Source organism: Pseudomonas sp. HY2-MNA-CIBAN-0224 (assembly GCF_040310285.1).
GTDB lineage: Bacteria > Pseudomonadota > Gammaproteobacteria > Pseudomonadales > Pseudomonadaceae > Aquipseudomonas > Aquipseudomonas helleri.
The window spans coordinates 12,086-30,153 of record NZ_JBEOPQ010000059.1 but is presented as its reverse complement, the minus strand read 5'-3'; the positions used below and the strand labels follow the sequence as shown (position 1 = coordinate 30,153).

16 protein-coding genes are annotated in these 18,068 nt (G+C 60.5%); 7 read left to right on the top strand and 9 right to left on the bottom strand.

The genetic code is table 11. From position 1 onward, the window contains the following. Positions 1–129 precede the first annotated feature (129 nt). Positions 130–981, top strand: coding sequence for an MNIO family bufferin maturase (gene bufB / locus AAEZ03_RS21115; protein WP_350581313.1), 852 nt, complete (start codon positions 130–132; stop codon positions 979–981). Then, entirely contained in the window at positions 978–1,727 is a 750-nt protein-coding gene (locus AAEZ03_RS21110) for an HvfC/BufC family peptide modification chaperone (protein ID WP_350581311.1), read from the top strand. The genes bufB and AAEZ03_RS21110 overlap by 4 nt, the downstream gene beginning before the upstream one ends. Positions 1,728–1,800: 73 nt before the next feature. Here AAEZ03_RS21110 and AAEZ03_RS21105 read toward each other — a convergent pair whose 3' ends face one another. From AAEZ03_RS21105 to AAEZ03_RS21095, 3 genes are read right to left on the bottom strand one after another with little or no spacing between them, the layout of a single operon-like run. Then, positions 1,801–2,982, bottom strand: coding sequence for an acetyl-CoA C-acetyltransferase (locus AAEZ03_RS21105; RefSeq protein ID WP_123752095.1), 1,182 nt, complete (start codon positions 2,980–2,982; stop codon positions 1,801–1,803). A gap of 26 nt (positions 2,983–3,008) precedes the next feature. Then, positions 3,009–3,668 carry a CoA transferase subunit B gene (locus AAEZ03_RS21100; protein ID WP_350581309.1) on the bottom strand — a complete coding sequence of 220 codons (660 nt, stop codon included), beginning with the start codon at positions 3,666–3,668 and terminating at the stop codon, positions 3,009–3,011. Between the two features lie 49 nt (positions 3,669–3,717). After that, on the bottom strand, positions 3,718–4,416 hold the full coding sequence (locus AAEZ03_RS21095; RefSeq protein ID WP_350581306.1) for a CoA transferase subunit A: 699 nt from the start codon (positions 4,414–4,416) through the stop codon (positions 3,718–3,720). Positions 4,417–4,551: 135 nt separating this feature from the next. Here AAEZ03_RS21095 and AAEZ03_RS21090 point away from each other — a divergent pair, with 135 nt between their 5' ends. Then, positions 4,552–5,439: a LysR family transcriptional regulator gene (locus AAEZ03_RS21090; RefSeq protein WP_278937621.1), complete on the top strand. Its 888-nt coding sequence runs from the start codon at positions 4,552–4,554 to the stop codon at positions 5,437–5,439. A gap of 110 nt (positions 5,440–5,549) precedes the next feature. Here AAEZ03_RS21090 and AAEZ03_RS21085 read toward each other — a convergent pair whose 3' ends face one another. Then, complete coding sequence (locus AAEZ03_RS21085; protein ID WP_350581303.1) at positions 5,550–6,788, bottom strand: MFS transporter; 1,239 nt, start codon at positions 6,786–6,788, stop codon at positions 5,550–5,552. 76 nt (positions 6,789–6,864) lie between these two features. On the opposite strand from AAEZ03_RS21085, the gene AAEZ03_RS21080 reads away from it, so the two are divergent. Both AAEZ03_RS21080 and AAEZ03_RS21075 read left to right on the top strand, forming a co-directional pair. Then, the gene (locus tag AAEZ03_RS21080) at positions 6,865–7,686 is read left to right on the top strand and encodes an AraC family transcriptional regulator (RefSeq protein WP_123752136.1); all 822 of its coding nucleotides are present in this window, start codon (positions 6,865–6,867) and stop codon (positions 7,684–7,686) included. Positions 7,687–7,780: 94 nt separating this feature from the next. Further along, the gene (locus AAEZ03_RS21075; RefSeq protein WP_350581300.1) at positions 7,781–8,440 is read left to right on the top strand and encodes a M24 family metallopeptidase; all 660 of its coding nucleotides are present in this window, start codon (positions 7,781–7,783) and stop codon (positions 8,438–8,440) included. Positions 8,441–8,536: 96 nt separating this feature from the next. Here the strand turns inward: AAEZ03_RS21075 and AAEZ03_RS21070 are convergent, their stop codons facing one another. The 4 genes from AAEZ03_RS21070 to AAEZ03_RS21055 form a co-directional block, all read right to left on the bottom strand. After that, positions 8,537–9,721, bottom strand: a complete 1,185-nt coding sequence (locus AAEZ03_RS21070; RefSeq protein ID WP_350581297.1) for an acyl-CoA dehydrogenase family protein — start codon at positions 9,719–9,721, stop codon at positions 8,537–8,539. Continuing rightward, entirely contained in the window at positions 9,714–11,078 is a 1,365-nt protein-coding gene (locus AAEZ03_RS21065) for an MFS transporter (protein WP_350581294.1), read from the bottom strand. The genes AAEZ03_RS21070 and AAEZ03_RS21065 overlap by 8 nt, the downstream gene beginning before the upstream one ends. 6 nt (positions 11,079–11,084) lie before the next feature. After that, positions 11,085–13,589 carry a TonB-dependent receptor plug domain-containing protein gene (locus tag AAEZ03_RS21060; protein WP_350581292.1) on the bottom strand — a complete coding sequence of 835 codons (2,505 nt, stop codon included), beginning with the start codon at positions 13,587–13,589 and terminating at the stop codon, positions 11,085–11,087. A 92-nt stretch (positions 13,590–13,681) separates the two neighbouring features. Then, a complete protein-coding gene (locus AAEZ03_RS21055) occupies positions 13,682–14,383 on the bottom strand; it encodes an enoyl-CoA hydratase/isomerase family protein (RefSeq protein WP_123752102.1) in 702 nt (233 codons plus the stop codon). A 146-nt stretch (positions 14,384–14,529) separates the two neighbouring features. Here AAEZ03_RS21055 and AAEZ03_RS21050 point away from each other — a divergent pair, with 146 nt between their 5' ends. Further along, on the top strand, positions 14,530–15,555 hold the full coding sequence (locus AAEZ03_RS21050) for an alcohol dehydrogenase catalytic domain-containing protein (RefSeq protein WP_048369224.1): 1,026 nt from the start codon (positions 14,530–14,532) through the stop codon (positions 15,553–15,555). Positions 15,556–15,557: 2 nt separating this feature from the next. Further along, on the top strand, positions 15,558–17,036 hold the full coding sequence (locus AAEZ03_RS21045) for a class I adenylate-forming enzyme family protein (RefSeq protein WP_350581289.1): 1,479 nt from the start codon (positions 15,558–15,560) through the stop codon (positions 17,034–17,036). Positions 17,037–17,048: 12 nt separating this feature from the next. Here AAEZ03_RS21045 and AAEZ03_RS21040 read toward each other — a convergent pair whose 3' ends face one another. Then, on the bottom strand, positions 17,049–17,837 hold the full coding sequence (locus AAEZ03_RS21040; protein ID WP_350581287.1) for an IclR family transcriptional regulator: 789 nt from the start codon (positions 17,835–17,837) through the stop codon (positions 17,049–17,051). Between the last annotated feature and the right edge of the window lie 231 nt (positions 17,838–18,068).

Sequence of the window (18,068 nt, the reverse complement as noted above, 5' to 3'; positions counted from 1 at the left end):
AACGCGTCATCGTTAACGACCATCGCGAGCAAGCCCGCTCCCACAGAGGCCGAAATCGCTTAAGTGAACAGCATTGCGTTCCTGTAGGGGATGCGTACAACGACCTATCGATGCACTGGAGCACATCACATGGCGACATCCAATCCACGTTTCTCGGGCTATGGCCTGGGGCTGCGCAAGGAGCATTACAGCGACTTTCTTGAAACCTCGGTCGCCGTGGATTTCGTCGAAGTGATCTCCGAGAATTTTATGGTTGCAGGCGGCCAGCCACTGCACATCCTGCGCCAGATCCGTGAGCGGCACCCGGTGGCGCTGCACGGCGTGTCCATGTCCATCGGCACCGCCGAAGGGCTGGACCCTGATTACCTCAAGCGCCTCAAGTCGCTGGTAGACGACATTGAACCGCTGTTTGTGTCCGACCATTTGAGTTGGTCGCGCACCGGCGGCTTCAACTCCCACGATTTGCTGCCGCTTCCTTACACCGAAGAGGCACTGAACCTGGTCTGCGCCAATATCCATCAGGCTCAGGAGGCCCTGGGCCGCACCCTGCTGTTTGAAAATCCGTCGAGCTATCTGGCCTTTGCAGGCGCGTCCATGAGCGAGTGGGAATTCATTGCCGAGATGTCCCGGCGTACCGGCTGCGAGCTGCTGCTGGACGTCAATAATGTGTTTGTCAGCGCCAGCAACCACGGCTTTGATGCGCTGGCGTTTCTCGACGGCATACCCGCCGAGCGCGTGCGTCAGGTGCACCTCGCGGGCCACAGCCAGGGCCCCAGCCTGTTGATTGACAGCCATGACAGCCCGGTGTGCAGCGGCGTCTGGCACTTGTACGCCAAGGCCATTGAACGGCTGGGCCCGGTGGCCACCATGATCGAACGTGATGATGAGATTCCACCTTTGTCCGAACTGCTCGATGAACTCGCCATCGCCCGGGCATTGGGCGCCAGCGCGGCCAAACAGCGTGCGCAGGTGCGAGCATGAACCTGGCCCGTTTGCAGCAGGAATTCCAGAACTGGCTGGTGAACGCTTCGGATGAATCCGCCGCGCTTCTGGGCAATCATGTTGCCGGTCTGGCGGTGTACCAGAACAACTACCGGGCGCAATTGGTAGGTTGCCTGGAAGGGGCGTTTCCCAACCTGCGCCAATGGCTGGGGGATGAAGCCTTTTTGGCCGCGTGCATCACCCATATCGACCGCCATCCGCCGCATGCCTGGACCCTTGATGTGTACCCTGCAGGGTTGCAAAAAACCTTGTATGAAGTCTTCCCCGACAACCCGGACGTACACGAACTGGCGTGGATCGAATGGTCACTGAGCGAAGCGTTTGTCGCCGCCGACGCTGCGCCCTTGCGGATGGAGGCGCTGGCCTCGGTGGACTGGGACACGGCGCGCCTGCAATTGGCGCCGTCGCTGCGCAGCCACGCCCTTACCACCAATGCCGAAGCCATCTGGTCGGCCTTGTGGCAGCAAACCCCGCCGCCCGAAGCGGCGATGCTGGCCGAGGCGGGCGGGTTGCTGGTGTGGCGTCGCCAATACACCTCGCGCCTGCGCCAGGTCGACGCGCTGGAACTGCACGCACTGCAGCACCTGCAACACGACGGCAGCTTTGCCGGGTTGTGCGAGTTTTTAGTCGAGCGTTTGGGCGAAGACGAGGGCATAGGCCGGGCCGGTGAACTGCTGGCTGGCTGGATTGGCAGTGAATTGATTGTCGGTGTAATCAGCGACTAATGACGGCGTAGGAGCGAGCTTGCTCGCGATCTTTTAAACATCAAAAGATCGCGAGGCAAACTCGCTCCTGCGGTTAGCTGCGCTCGATGGCCAGGGCCACGCCCTGACCGCCGCCGATGCACAAGGTCGCGAGGCCTTTTTTGGCGTCACGCTTGATCATTTCGTGCAGCAACGACACCAGCACGCGGCAGCCTGACGCGCCAATCGGGTGGCCCAGGGCAATGGCGCCGCCATTGACGTTGACCTTGTCCATGTCCCATTCCAGCTCTTTGCTCACCGCCAGCGCTTGCGCGGCGAAGGCTTCGTTGGCTTCGATCAGGTCCAGTTGGTCGAGGCTCCAGCCGGCTTTTTTCAAGCAGGTGCGGGTTGCTGAAACCGGGCCAATGCCCATGATGGCCGGGTCGACACCGGCGTTGGCGTAACCTGCGATCCGGGCCAGCACGGGCAGACCCAGGGCTTTGGCCTTGTCGGCGCTCATCAGCACCACGGCGGCAGCGCCGTCGTTGATGGTTGAGGAGTTGCCAGCGGTGACGCTGCCGTCTTTTTTGAACGCAGGCTTGAGTTTGCTCAAGGCCTCGGCGGTGATGCCTTCGCGCGGTTGCTCATCGACCTTGAACGAAATCGGCTCGCCTTTGCGCTGAGGAATCTGGATGGGGGTGATCTCGTCGGCAAAGCGCCCGGACTCGATGGCCGCAATGGCTTTTTGTTGCGACGCTGCGGCGAAGGCGTCCTGTTGCTCGCGGGTCAGCAGGTATTTGTCCACCAGGTTCTCGGCGGTGATGCCCATGTGGTAGTCGTTGAACGCGTCCATCAGACCGTCTTGCAGCATGCTGTCGAGCATTTTGGCGTGCCCCATACGCAGGCCGGTGCGTGCGGCCGGCAGTACGTACGGCGCCAGGCTCATGCTTTCCATGCCACCGGCGATGATGACCTCGGCATCGCCGCAGCGAATCGCCTGGGTGGCCAAGTGCAGCGCCTTCAGGCCAGAGCCGCAGAGTTTGTTCAGGGTCAGCGCCGGTACAGCGTGGGGCAGACCGGCGAGGATAGACGCCTGACGCGCCGGGTTCTGGCCGCAGCCCGCAGTGAGCACCTGGCCAAGGATCACTTCGTCAACCTGCTCGCCTTTGAGACCGGTGGTTTCCAGCAGTTGACGAATGACTGCAGCGCCGAGTTCGGCAGCCGGAATGTTGGCCAGCGCGCCCTGAAAACTGCCAATGGCCGTGCGGGTGGCGGCAACAATGACGACTTCTTGCATGACTTCTCTCCTTAAATAGTGGCGGATCAGGCGAACTGCATTTCCGGGACGTGGTCCGGGACGATCAATTTACCGGCTGTTTTGCTGACGATTTCTTCAACGCTGACGCCGGGCGCCCGCTCTTTGAGGATGAACGCACCGTCTTCGATTTCCAGGTAGGCCAGATCAGTCAGCACCCGCTTGATGCACCCGGCACCGGTCAGCGGCAGGCTGCAGCGCGACAGCAGTTTGGATTCGCCGTCTTTGGAGGCGTGGGTCATGGTGACGATGATGTTGTCGGCACCGGCCACCAGGTCCATCGCGCCGCCCATGCCCTTGACCAGCTTGCCGGGGATCATCCACGAGGCGATGTTGCCGTGTACGTCGACCTCAAAGGCGCCCAGCACCGTGAGGTCAATGTGGCCGCCGCGAATCATCGCGAACGACTCGGCAGACGAGAAAATCGATGCGCCGGTACGGGCAGTGACGGTTTGTTTGCCGGCGTTGATCATGTCGGCATCGGCTTCACCTTTGTGCGGGAAGGCGCCCATGCCGAGCAGGCCGTTTTCCGATTGCAGCATGACTTCCATGCCGTCGGGGATGTAGTTGGCAACCAGGGTCGGGATGCCGATGCCGAGGTTCACGTAAAAGCCGTCCTGCATTTCGCGGGCGACGCGCTGAGCCATTTGTTCGCGGGTAAGGGCCATTATTATTCTCCGTGCTCTGAATCCAGAGCTTAAGGCTGGGGGCAGGGGATCAAGAGTGCTCAGTGAGCTGTTCGATACGTTTTTCAAACGTGCCGCAAATGATCCGGTCGACGTAGATCCCAGGGGTGTGGATCTGCGCCGGGTCCAGCTCGCCGGGTTCAACAATTTCTTCGACTTCAACCACGGTGATCTTGCCTGCCGTAGCGGCCAGCGGGTTGAAGTTTTGCGCGGTGTGGCGGTAGATCACGTTACCGAAATGGTCGGCTTTCCAGCCTTTGACAATGGCAAAGTCGCCGGTGATGGACTCTTCCATCAGGTAGTCGCGGCCTTTGAATTTGCGGGTTTCCTTGCCTTCAGCGACCGGCGTGCCTACGCCTGTGGCAGTGAAAAACGCCGGGATGCCCGCACCGCCTGCGCGCATTTTTTCTGCGAGGGTGCCTTGGGGGGTGAGTTCGACTTCGATTTCGCCGCTGAGCAGTTGCTTCTCGAACAGCGCGTTTTCCCCCACGTAAGAGGCGATCACTTTGCTGATCTGGCGGTCTTCCAGGAGGATGCCGAGGCCGAAACCGTCGACGCCACAGTTGTTGGACACCACGGTCAGGTCACGGGTGCCTTTGCGTTTGATCTCGTTGATCAGATTCTCGGGGATGCCGCACAGACCAAAACCGCCTGAAATCACGGTCATGCCATCTTCGAGCCCGGCCAGCGCTTCCTCGTAGGACGCTACGCGCTTATCAAAACCTGCCATATGCACCTCTTTTATTATTGATGGGTGATGGTGTGTCGAATGGTACGAGTGTTACTCCACTGGATTGATTTGTTAAATTGATTTTTGCGGTTGATTGATAGATAAATCGAAACAATCAAACATGAGAGCACATTCATGACGGTGAAACAGATCCGCGCCTTCCTTGCCGTGGCGCAAAGCCTGAGCTTTGCCGTGGCCTGCGAGCGCCTGCATTTATCGCAATCGGCCTTGAGCCTGACCATCAAGGCGCTGGAAGAAGGGCTGGGCGGCCGCCTGTTCAGCCGCACCACGCGCAACGTGGCCCTGACCCCCGAAGGTCAGGCGCTGTTGCCGCGGGCGCGTAAGTTGGTGGCGGACTGGGACAATGCTGAAGACGAAATGCGCCAACTGTTCACGTTGCAACGCGGACGGGTGACGTTGGCGGCGATTCCGTCGTTTGCCTGCAACCTGCTGCCGCCCATCCTCAAGCATTTTCGCCTGCGCTATCCAAAGCTCAATGTCACGGTCAACGACGTCATCAACGAGCAGGTGCTGGAAATGGTCCGCGATCGCCAGGTTGAACTGGGGGTCGCGTTTGAACCGGCACCGGGTTCATCACTGACATTTACCCCGCTGTACATCGACCGTTTTGTGGCGGTGGTGCCCAGTGACAGCCCGCTGGCGAATGCCACGGTGATTGACTGGAAAACCTTGCTGGAGCAGCCATTTATCACCCTGCAGCGGCCGTCGGCGGTGCGGGTGCTGCTGGAAGAACATTTGCAGGCGCGGCAGATGAAATTGCCGGTGGAATTTGAAAGCCATCAACTGGCTACTGTCGGGCGCATGGTCGCCAGCGGGTTGGGCGTGAGCGCCGTTCCGGCCCTGTGCGTCGAGCAAATGCGCGAGTTGGGTGCGCGTTGCATCACCTTGCATGAGCCGATTGTCGAGCGGGCGATGGGTGTGCTGACCAAGCCGGGGCATGAACTGTCAGCGGCCGCGCAGGCACTGTTCGACAGCCTTCTGGATGAGTGGAAAAATCCATGATTCCCACCGGGGGATTGGCGAAATCAAACTGTAGGAGCGAGCTTGCTCGCGAGCTTTTAAAGATCAAAAGATCGCGAGCAAGCTCGCTCCTACAGGGGGTTATTTAAGGCTTATACCTTTTTTGTTGACGGCAACAAGATGGTCAGAATACCCAGCAACGGCAGGTATGAGCACAGCGAATACACGTACTCAATGCCGTGAATGTCCGCCAAATGCCCGAGCAGGGCCGCGCCGATGCCGCCAAAGCCGAACATCAGGCCGAAGAACACCCCGGCGATCATGCCGACATTGCCCGGCACCAGTTCTTGCGCATACACCACGATGGCCGAGAACGCAGAGGCCAGAATAAAGCCGATGATCATGCTCAGGATGCCGGTCCAGAACAGGTCGACATAGGGCAACGCAAGGCTGAATGGCGCTGCGCCGAGTATCGAGAACCAGATCACCGCCTTGCGCCCGATCTTGTCGCCAATCGGGCCGCCAAAGAAGGTGCCCGCTGCCACCGCGCCGAGGAACAGGAACAGATACAGCTGGGAGCTGGCCACCGACAGGTCAAATTTTTTGATCAGGAAAAAAGTCAAGTAGCTGGTGAAGCTGGACATGTAGAAGTACTTGGAGAACACCAGCAACGCCAGCACCACAAGGGCACCGGTCACGTGTTTTTTCGACAGGCCGTGGGTGGCCACGCTGCCTTGCTTGAGCTTGAACAGGTTGAGGTGGTGGCGGTACCAGCGGCTCAAGCCGAACAGAATCAAGATGGCAAAGGCTGCAAACAGGCCGAACCACGCCACGTTGCCCTGACCGTAAGGGATGACAATGGCTGCTGCCAGCAACGGGCCGAAGGCGCTGCCCGCGTTACCGCCGACCTGGAAGGTGGATTGTGCCAGGCCATAACGTCCGCCCGACGCCAGCCGCGCAACCCGCGAAGTCTCGGGGTGAAAGGTCGAGGAGCCCACGCCGATCAGCGCCGATGCCACCAGAATTGAGGTGAACGAGCCAACAAACGCCAGCATCAAAATGCCGATCAAGGTGCACACCATGCCCGCTGGCAGCAGCCACGGCTTGGGGTGGCGGTCGGTGTAATAGCCGACGCCCGGTTGCAGCAGCGAAGCGGTGAGCTGGAAGGTCAGGGTAATCAGGCCGATTTGAGTAAAGCTCAGGTCGTAGTTGGCCTTGAGCATCGGGTAAATCGACGGCAGCACGGCTTGAATCAGGTCGTTGATCAGGTGGGCAAGCCCACATGCGGCGATCACGCGCATGACCAACGGGCTGGACTGGCTGCTGACTGAGGCACTGGGACTGCTGCTGGGGCTGCTGGTAGCCGCCGGGGTCGTACTTGTTATAGACATCGAAGATCATCCGGGCAGGGAGTAAGGACACTGGATGCACGCAGGCAAACCAGCGGCTATCCTAGGTTTCGCGAAATTGCCTGTCTCGCGCAATTCGGGCGCTCACTGTCGCAAAAAGGGAATCATGATCAAACCGCTGAAAGAATTTCTGCTTGAGGTCGATGAAGCGCACTGGACAGTGAGCTGCAGCGCTACCGATTACCCGGCCGACTGGATTATCGCGCCGCATTCCCATGCCAAGCATCAACTGCTGTATGCCATTGAAGGGGTAATGGTGGTGCACTCGGCGTTGAGCCAGTGGACGGTGCCGCCCAGTCGCGGCATCTGGATGCCCAGTGGTCAGGTGCACTCGGTGCGATGTGTTGGCCCACTGAAAATGCGCAGCGTGTATGTGCGGCCCGAAGTGGTGGCACAACTGCCGACGCAGACCCGTGCAGTGAGTATTTCTGCGCTGTTGAGTGAACTGATCAAGGCCTCGGTCGACATCCGTGCGCCTTACGAGGCCGACTCGCGAGAAGACCGGATCATGAAGCTGATTCTGGATGAACTGGCGATTTTACCGGTGCTGCCGCTGCACCTGCCGCAGCCGCTCGACCCGCGCATCCAGAGTATTTGCAGCGTGTTGCAGCGTGACCCTGGCGACGGCTCGACCCTGGCCGACTGGAGTGCCCGGCTGGCGCTGGATGAAAAAACCATCCAGCGGCTGTTTCACAAGGAAACCGGCATGACCTTTGGTCAATGGCGCCAGCAATCGCGGTTGCTACTGGCGTTGGAACGAATTGCCGTCGGCGAGAAAATCATCGATGTCGCCGGGTCATTGGGCTACGACAGCCCCAGTGCATTCACCACCATGTTCAAAAAACAATTCGGCAAAACCCCGAGCAATTTCTTCAAATAACTACGGTGCTGCAGGTGCGACCTTTTGCTCGTTCAAGAGATCGCTATATAGTTCGAGCTACAGCGAATTCTTTCCGCACAGACAGGACCTGACCGTGAGTGCACAACCCAAAGAGGCCGTAGGCCCAATCTATAACATTGACGCCATGCGTCGCGCCCAGGCGAATACCTGGAAGGCCATCGAAACGCTGTCGGCGCTGATCAAACCCGGCATGCACGAAACCGAAGCCGTGGCGCTGGGCAAGCACGTACTGGCGGATCTGGACATGCAGCGCATCTGGCACCCGTTGTTGGTGCGCTTTGGTGCCAACACCCTGAAAACCTTCAAACAGCGCTCCGAAGGCGACCCGGTGCTGGGTGAAAACGATATTTTCTTTATCGACATGGGCGCGGTCTGGGAAGGGCACGAAGGTGATGCCGGTGAAACCTTCGTGACCGGCAACGACCCTGAAATGAAAGCCTGCGCTGAAGCAGCCAAAACGTTGTTTGAGCGGGTGCAGGCCAAGTGGAAGAACGAACAGGTGGCGGGGCTTGAGTTGTACCGCTACGCCCAAGAGCAGGCCAAGGACATGGGCTGGGTGCTGAACCTTGATATCAAGGGCCACCGTGTCAGCGACTTCCCTCACGCCATCCACCGGGGCGGTGACTTGGGTGACTTTGATCATTACCCGAATAAAGGGCTGTGGATTCTGGAAATCCAGATCGCCCACCCGAGCAAATCCTACGGTGCCTTCTACGAAGATCTGCTGGCCTGATTGACTCATCCCTGTGTAGGAGCGAGCTCGTCTCGCGATCTTTTGATCGTTTAAAGATCGCGAGGCAAGCTCGCTCCTACAGGGGCTAATCAGGGCTTAATACGTAAACGCTATCGGCGGGTGGCGGCCGTTGAGCAGGAACTCGCCAATCGCCTTGTATTTGTAAGCCAGCGAATCATGGGTGGTGTGGGTACGGGCGTTGCGCCAGTGGCGATCGAAGTTGTGCAGGCTTTGCGTGGTGGCTGCGCCGCCGACTTCATACAAACGCTCGCACACATGCAGCGCCGCACGGGTTGAAGCGATTTTTGCTTCGGCCACTTCGATGGAAGCATTAGCCAGGACCGCTTCCAATTCATCGCCTTGCAGCAGGCCCAGTAACTGGCTGCGGGCGGCGAAGTCGACTGCCGCTGCGGCTTTCTCAACCAGCGCTTCGGCGCCGTGGATGGAGGCGGCAAGGTCGCCAATGGTGTGCAAAATGTACGGATCATCGCTGACCCGCTGCACACCGCTTTCACGCACCGGGCGTGAGCCGTTGCGCGCCCATGACACCGCATCGTCCAGCGCTGCCAGGCCAATGCCGATGTCGATAGAGCAATGGATCAGTTGCGCGCTGGCGCCAATGTAATTACGCCGTTGATACCACTGGCTCAAGGGGATTACCTGTTCGGGCGCTACCTGCACGTTTTCCAGCAGAGTGCTGCCGCTGGCCGTGGTGCGCTGGCCCATGCCGTCCCAGTCATCGAGCAGGGTGATGCCCGGTGTATTGGCCGGGAGCATGACGTACAGAGCGGCGCCGGTCTCGTCCACGGCCTGGATTTTCAGCAGGTCGGCAAACAGGCAGCCGGTGCTGTAGAACTTGCTGCCGTTGAGGATCAGTTGCTCGCCACGACGTTCGAGACGGGTGTGGATCTCGCCGCGAAAAGTGCCGCTGCGTTCGGCAATCGCACCCGATGACAGCTGGCGGTCTGCGAAAGCCCCCAGGTAACGGGCCTGTTGCTCCGGGTTGGCGATCAGGCGCAGGTGCTCGACGGTGGCGAAGTGCGGAAAAATGGCCTGGGCCACACACGGGTCAGCCTTGGCCAGGGTAATGAAAATCCGCGCCACATCGACTTGGCTGATATCGCCACCGCCCAGTTCGACGGGCACTCGTGCGGCGCCCAGCCCTGACTGGCGGATCAACTCGATTTGTTCGTGGGGCAGGGTGCGCTCGGCATCGCGTTGGGCAGCGCCGGGCTGGATCTGCGCAGCCAGTTGTGTGGCCAGGGCGACGTAGTCAGTCATGTGTTTTTTCCAGGGTTGAAGGGGCGTCGCGCAAGGCTTTGCGCGGTACGCCGAAGAACAGGATCAAGGCGCCGCTGGCGACCATGGCCGCCACGATATAAAGGGCCAGGCGAATGTCGCCGGTGGCGGTTTTGATCTGGCCGATCATGATCGGGGTCAGCAGACTGCTGATTTGCCCGCAGCAATTGACCATGGCCAGACCCGCCGCTTTTGCCCGGTCTGACAGGTAGTACGTAGGGATGGTCCAGAACACCGCCGTGGCGCTCAGGTAGCCGGTGGTCATCAGGATCATCGTCGCCACGGTCGCGGTCGGGCTGCTCAGGCATTGCGGCAAGATCAACATGGCCAGCGCCGCCAGCAGACCGGGCACGGTGAAGTGCCAGCGCCGTTCTTGCTGCTGGTCTGAGTGGCGACACACCAGCAGCATCACGCCTACGGCGATGACGTAGGGCAGGGCTGAGAGCAGGCCCAACTGGCTGAGGCTGGTAATGCCCGAGTCACGGATGATCGACGGTGCCCAGATGTTGGTTACGTTGCCGGTACTCATGATGGTCAGGCAGTAGGCGAGCACGATAAACCAGACTTTGCGGTCTTTAAGCGCACCCAGAAAATGCTGATGGCCGCCCGGTTGGCGGCGTCCGCGTTCCTCGGCCAACGCTTGCTCGATGCGCCGTTTTTCATCCTGGCTGAGCCAGCGTGCGTCGGCCGGGCGGTTGTCCAGCCAATACCAGGCGAACAGCCCGGCCACAATCGGCGGCAAGCCAGTCAACACGAACAGCCATTGCCAACCGTGGAATCCGGCCACGGTGTCGAAGTGGCTCATGATCGACGTCGACAGCGGCCCGCCGATAATCCCGCACACGGCAATCGCCATGATGAACCTTGAGGTGATCCGCGCCCGGTGACTGGCCGGAAACCAGTACGTCAGGTAGAGGATCACCCCCGGGAAAAACCCCGCCTCGGCCGCGCCCAGCAGCACGCGCAGTACATAGAATTGCGCGGGCGTCTGGGCAAAGGCCGTCGCCACGGTCACCAGCCCCCACAGGATCATGATGCGGGTCATGGTCTTTTTGGCGCCGATCTTTTCCAGCAGCAGATTACTGGGGATTTCGAACAGCAAATAGCCGATGGAGAACACCCCGACAATGATGCCGAAGGTGGCATCACTGATGTTCAGGTCGGTTTTGAAGCGCAGGTGGGCAAAGCCAATATTGACCCGGTCCAGCCAATTGAGCACAAAACACAGAAACAAAAAGGGCATGATCCGCCAGGCAAGCTTGCGGTACAGGGCCTGTTCAAAACCCTCGGCCGCACGCGACGAGGAGTGAGTGACGGGCGAGGCAATGGGCGGATTCATGGGCAATTACCAGCTCACGTCGACTTTGGCGAAGTAGTACGCGCCGTCCAGACCATAGGGTGAGTACCAGCTGTAGGTCGGGTTGTCGGTGGGGGCGAAGTAGTACTTCTTGGCTTCGTCGTTGAGCTGCTGCGGGCGACGGTTGAAGATGTTTTCGCCGCCCACGGTCAGCTTCACCGCGTCACTCAGCCAGTAGCCCACGCTCAGGTCGGTGATAAACGCCGGGTCGATTTTTTCGTCGCGGGTCGGCGACACCTGGTTCAGGCCGGTGACGCCGGTGTAGTGGGTTTCTTTGAGGTTGACGTCGAAGTCGCCCAGTTGCCACGCGGTGTTCAACGAGGTGACGTTTTTCGGGTAGGCGGTGGTCAGGTTGCCGATCTTGTCGCGGCCCACGGCGGTCACGCCGGTGCCGGCCAGTGCGGCGGGTTCCTTGACTTTGCGCACGGTCTGCAAGCTCTGGTTGCTGAGCAGGGTCCACTTGACCTTGCCGTACTGGCCGAAGTCGTAGCGGTAGTCGGCCACCAGGTCGATCCCGCGGGTGCGGGTGTCGGCCAGGTTGCCGAAATACGAGACGATCTGGTTCGGGTCCAGGCCTTTGCTTGCCAGCAGGTTGGACACGGCCGTGCCTTGCAGGTTGCTGGTTTGCAGGATGCGGTTGTTGATGTCGATCTGGTACAGGTCGACGGTAATGTCCAGGTTGGAGGTTGGCGTGGCGACAAAGCCGACGCTGTAGTTCATCGATTTTTCCGGCTTTAGGGCTTTGGCGCCCAAGGCCTGACCGGCCGGATCATCGACGGTCACGTAACGGGTCACGTTCTGTTCCAGTTGGCCGGTGAGGGTGTTGGCGCGCCAGGCTGTCAGCGACGATGAGTAGTATTCCTGCTGCAAGGACGGCGCCCGGAAACCGTTGCTCACCGTGCCGCGCATCGCAAATTGCGGGGTGAAGGCATAGCGGGTCGAGAGCTTGCCGCTGGCGGTGTCGCCAAAGTCGCTGTAATGCTCAAAACGCCCGGCCACACTGGCATCCCACTTGTCGGTCAGGCTCTGGCTGAAGTCGACGTAGCCTGCGGTGTTGGTGCGCGAATAGTTATGCGCATCCGCCGGGGTAAAGCCGGTCAGGCCCGGTGCACCGGGGTTGGGGCGCTGGCCTGCCAACGGGCTGCCGACCGGGAACACGTAGCCGCCGTCGCCATAAGAAGCCAGTTCGCCGGACTGGATCTCGAAGCCTTCGCGACGGAACTCAAGGCCGGTCGAGACGTTTAGCGGTTTCTCGAACAGACCGGTGTCAAAGGCGCGGGTCAGGTCGAGGTTGTTGGTCCACTGGTTGGCAATCAGGTTGCCGCCATCCATGTTGCGCGGGCTGTCGGGCCCGAAAGACGGGTTGATCGACTTTTCATTGCGGATGTTGGCGTTGTCCTGGCCGAAGCTGGTGCTCAGGTCCCACTTCCAGCCGAACAGGTTGTCGTTGCGCAGGCCCACCACGGTCTGGAAGTCATCCTCTTCGACCACAAAGCGCGGCGAGAAACCGTCCGGGTACACCGAGACGATGTTCTGCGGTGAGCTTGCGGTGCGGTAGGTGCCCCAGCTCTCTGAGTTGCGATGGCTGGCAGTGGAGAACGAGTACAACGTGTAGTCCGCGTTGAGCGGCAACTCCATGTTGTAGGCCAGGTTATAGGTTTGCGAGCGCGGCTGGCCCATGATCTGGCGGTAGCGGCTCTCACCGTTTTCCCGTGGGTCAGGCTGGCCGTTGACCGGGAAGTAGATGCGGGTGCGCTCCGGTACGGCCCCGGCCACGTTGGAGTTGTCTTGAATGCCGAGGTCGGCACTCAGGCTGAAAAAGCCATCGTTGGGCAGTTCAAAGCCCTGGTTCACCGACGCCTGACCGCGTGCGCCGAAGTTGCCTTTGCCGCCCACGCGGTCTTTGAACTGGCCGTACAGGGCGCTGCCGCTGCCGCCCGAGCTGTTGCTTTTAAGAATGATGTTGATCACCCCGGCAATCGCATCCGAGCCGTATTGCGCAGCCGCGCCGTCACGCAGCACTTCGATGTGATCCACCGCCGAAATCGGGATCAGGTCCAGGTCGGTGGGCGACTGGCCGCTGGCCGTGGCCGCCGTCTGGACGAAGATCAGCGAGGTGGTATGGCGGCGTTTGCCGTTCACCAGCACCAACACATGGTTGCCGCCCAGTCCGCGCAGCGTGGCGGACTTTACTGACAAGCCGGTGCCGCCGGTAAATCCGGCGGCATTGGTATACGACGGCACCGCGGCAGCCAATGCATCGCGCAGGTTTTGTTTGCCCGAACGCATCAAATCGTCGGCGCTGATCACGTCAATCGGCGCAAGGCTCTTGGCCACGGTGCGGCCGCCGTCACGGGCACCGGTCACCACCACGGTTTGCAGTGAAGGCGTGCTCGACTCTTCGGCGAGCGCAGGCTGGCTGGCATACAGACCGAGAATCCCGACGGTCAGCAGGCTCAGCTTGGGGCACAAATTTTTACGTGGGCGAAACATGGTGAGGCTCCAAAAATGATTGGCGCCCGCTTTCCATTCCTGGTGGTGGGTGTTCCTGACAGGTCGTGGTGGCGAGTAAGTGTTAGGGGCTGTCAGTGAGGTTGCATTACGTCGGTTCGGGCCTCGTCGATCAAGGCCAGATGCTGTTGCAGGCGGTTATTGCGATCGGCCAACAGCAAGCGTTTGGTCCATTGCATGGCGCGTGAGTCATGGGCTGCCAGACGCCGGGCTAGGTCCAGTGCGGCGGCGATGGAGTCGTCGACCACAGCATTGACCAGCCCCAGTTCCAGTGCCTGCGCGGCATCGAACGGGCGTGCGCTGAGCATGATATCCAGCGCCGCTGCTTCACCGATCAGGCTGGGCAGGGTGACGGTGCTGAAACCAGAGAGCATGCCATGACCGACTTCGGGAAAGCTGAAGCGGGTGTCGTGCCGGGCAATACGGAAATCGCAATGAATCGCCAGGCTGATGCCCAGGCCCAGGGTATGGCCCTGCAACGCGGCGATCACTGGCTTGGTCAACGGGGTGCCCACGCCGGGCAGCGAATTGGCCAGTACCTGTGTACTGACAGTCTCACCCGTGGCGGCAATTTCCTTGAGATCAGAACCGGCGCAAAAGGCCCGTTCACCGGCACCGCGCAGCACGATGGCGCGCACTGCGCAGTCGTCTTGCGCACGCTGCCAGACCTGCGCGAGGGCCAATTTGGCGGCACCGTTCAAGGCATTCAAGCGTTCCGGGCGATTGAGCGTGACCAGTAAAACTCCGTCTTCAACTATTTCGTACTCGACAGTCATGGCTTCGATTCAGTGTCGTTTTAAGGAAAACGCATTGCCACTTGAGCTCTGCGTCAAAGTGAGCAAAACTTAAATCATGTGCACAATACAAACAATGTGTTTGTTATATGAACATATTCTTATGTGCTTCCATATGGTTATAAAAGATGAAAGCAATCGTTCTAAAAGATTTCGGTGGACCCGAGCAGTTGCAGCTTGAGACGGTGCCGACGCCACAGCCAGACGCTCATGAAGTGCTGGTGCGCATTGAAGCCGCTGGTGTGTGTCATCACGATTTGATGCACCGCGCCGGCAAGTTGCCGGGGGCGCACACCGGTGTGGTGCTCGGTCATGAAGTGTCGGGTGAGGTGGTTGAAGTAGGTGCCCAAGTGCATCACTTGAAAGTAGGCAGCCGCGTGGTGGTGTACCAGCGACGTTTTTGCGGGCAGTGCCGTGACTGCCTGCGTGGGCGCCAGGACTTGTGCCGCGCTTTAGGCTTGCCCTCTGTCGACACCGAAGGCGCGTATGCCCAATACCTGCGCGTACCTGCGGCCTCGGCGGTGCAATTGCCGGACAGTATTGGTTATGCCGATGCCGCCCTGGCATGTTGCCCGATCGCCACCAGCGTGCGTGCGCTGGTGTCGCAAGCACAGCTCAAACCGGGTGAAACGGTATTGATCAACGGCGCCAGCGGCGGGTTGGGTGCGCATCAATTACAACTGGCGCGCTCGCTGGGCGCGCGGGTGATAGCAGTGACTGGCAGCGCTGACAAAGTGGACTTTTTGCGTACCTTGGGCGCCCATGACGTGGTGGTGGCGGGCAGCGAAGGCTACAGCGCCGCCGTCTGGCAACTGACCGGGCGCCAGGGTGTCGACGTGGCGATGGAGAACGTCGGCCACACCTTGCACGACACCTTGCGCAGCATGGCGATGGGCGGGCGCGTGGTGGTGCTGGGCAATGTGCAGCCGGGCACTGTGCCGGTGTCGCCGGGGCTGTTGATTGGCCGACGCCTGAGCCTGCTCGGCTCCGGCAGCGCCACGCTGGAGGATTTGCGCACGGCGCTGGCAATGATTGCAGCCGGTCAGGTCCGGCCTCTGATCGACCGGGTGCTGCCGTTTACCGAAGTGGCTCAGGCCCACGCCTTGCTCGAAAATCGGCAGGTCAATGGCCGCATCGTCCTCAGTGGGTGGTGAGCATGGACATCAGCACACTGTTTACCCAGGCTGCCCGCAAATGGCCGCAGGCGCTGGCGATCAAAGACCTGCGCAGCGCTCGTGAGCTGACCTTTGCCGAGCTCGATCAGGCCCTTGATGACTTCGCGGCCGGGCTGGCCAAGTTGGGCGTCGGTGCGGACGAGCGGGTTGCCCTGTTGGCCGATACCAGCCTGGATTATCTGCTGGCCGATTACGGCTGCATGGCCCATGGCCGGGTCCGCGTGCCGCTGGATCCGTCGCTGGCATCGGGCGAATTGCTGGCGCAGATCAACGATGCTGGCGCGCGTTTGCTGCTGTTCGGCAATGGTCATGCTCACGTGGCGGCTGCGCTGGTGGAGCAGGGCGTGGTCTGCCTGCCGCTGGACGCGGTGAGTGTTCCTGGCATGGCCGATGCACCGCTGCGGGTTGCCCGGGCGCGCACGGAGCTGGCGTCGTTGAACTACACCGGCGGCACCACCGGCGCGCCGAAGGCGGTCATGCACACCCACGCCAGCCTGTGTGCGGTGTTGCAGAACATCGTCATGGCCCGCGCGGCCTTGCCCGGTGATGTACTGCTGAACGTGCGGCCGCTGTGGCCGATTGCGGCGGTGGCATTGCTGGCCCATGTGCTCAGTGGTGGGCAGTTGGTGCTGGCTGAGCGTTTTGAGGCCTCTACCTTTGTTGGCCAGTTGCAGCAGCACCGTGCGACCTTCAGTTCGTTGGTGCCGACACAATTGTTGCGGGTACTGCGTGAGCCGCGCCTGGCTTACCCGGACCTGAGCGCGTTGAAGAGCATCGACATCGGTGCGGCCGCCATCGCGCCCTCGGTTCTGGACGATGCCTGTGAGTTGTTCGGGCCGCGCTTGAGTGTGTTGTACGGCATGACCGAAGCCCCCTGGACCTGTTATTTGTCGGCCGCACAAATGGGCCAGTTGCGCCGCGACGGTGAGAGCGCCGAAGGGCTGGTCGGGCGCCCGGTGTTTGCTGCGGGGCTGCGAATCGACCGGCCTGATGACCAGGGCATGGGTGAAATCATGCTGGCGGGTCCGCAGTTAATGGCGGGTTACTGGCAGCAGCCCGAATTGACTGCGCAGGTGCTGGAAGAGGGCTGGCTGCGCAGCGGCGACCTGGGCCGGATCCGCGCTGATGGTTATTTGCAGGTCATGGGCCGCAGCAAGGAAATCATCCGCAGTGGCGGTAAAAGCATCCAGCCGGGTGAAGTCATCGAGTGCCTGCTGAACCATCCGCAGGTGGCGGATGCCCATGTGTTTGGCCAGGCCGATCTGGAGTGGGGCGAGCGGGTATGCGCCGCAGTCGTGCTCAAACCCGGTGCTGCGCCTTCCAGTGAGCAACTGCAAAGCCATTGCCAGCAAGTGTTGTCGCGTTTCAAAGTGCCGCGCCACGTGTACTTCGTGGAGACCTTGCCGCGTTCACACTACGGCAAGGTCCAGCTCAACCGGTTGCTTGAGCAACTGGGCTGAGCGTGTGCAGTGTTAGTTGGGCGCCATTTGCGCAGCAATGCCCTGACAGGTACGGCGTAGATGGCTGGCCAGCTCAGAGCCGGGGTGGGTTTGTTCTTCCATGGCCAGCCCGGCGATGACCAGCGCCCCGACGGCATGGCCGTTGGCCGGGCGAATCGGGTAGGCAATCGAGTGCAAGCCCGGTTTGAACTCTTCGTGGCCGAAGGCAAAGTCCTGCTCGCTGCGGATCTTTTGCAAGGCTCGATCGATCTGTTGCCAACGCTCTTCACCGAGTAAACCGTGCGCTTGCTCGGCGCTGTAAGTGGCCAGAATCGCCCGTCCGCTGGGGCTGCCGTCGATAGGGAATTGATCCGCCAGATCGACAATCACATTCAGCGGCGTCGATGGCGTCCACATCCGCTCAATCAACACCACCTCATCACCCACCGGAATCGACAGCGAGACAATGGCCTGCAAGTCACCGATCACACGCTGCAGCTCAATGGTGAACGGCAGGGCGATCTTGCGCAGGTTAAGGCGATTGAGATAAGCCGACGAATAAATCAATGACTCGGCGCCGATCCGGTACGTACCGGCGTGCGACTCGATCAGATTCCAGTGATTGAGCGTCTTGAGCAGACGATGGATCGTGGTGCGATCAATTCCCGTCAGCTTGGCCAGCTCCAGCGCCGACGCGCCCTGCTTGAGCCGGGCCAGCGTCCTGAGCAAGACAATCGAACGGTCAATCACCTGAACGCGTCCGCAGTTGCCGGCTTTATCCTGGCTGGCCTGTGCTGCGAGTGGGAGTGAAGAAGTGTCCATTAAAATCCTGTGCGTGTTCGAGCCATTGCGAGCGGGTAAGGGTAGCGGTGAACGCGGTGGGAGAGAAAGGGGGGAATGCGTGGGGGATGAAAAATAGAGGGTAGGGACCAACAGGTAATCAGTAGGTATTGCCGAAGGCTGCGATCTTTTGATCTTGGATATATGCAGCAACGCATCAAGCCATTCTGAAGACAGTCACAGTACTAAGCTTCAAAGCACTCCTGGAAATCA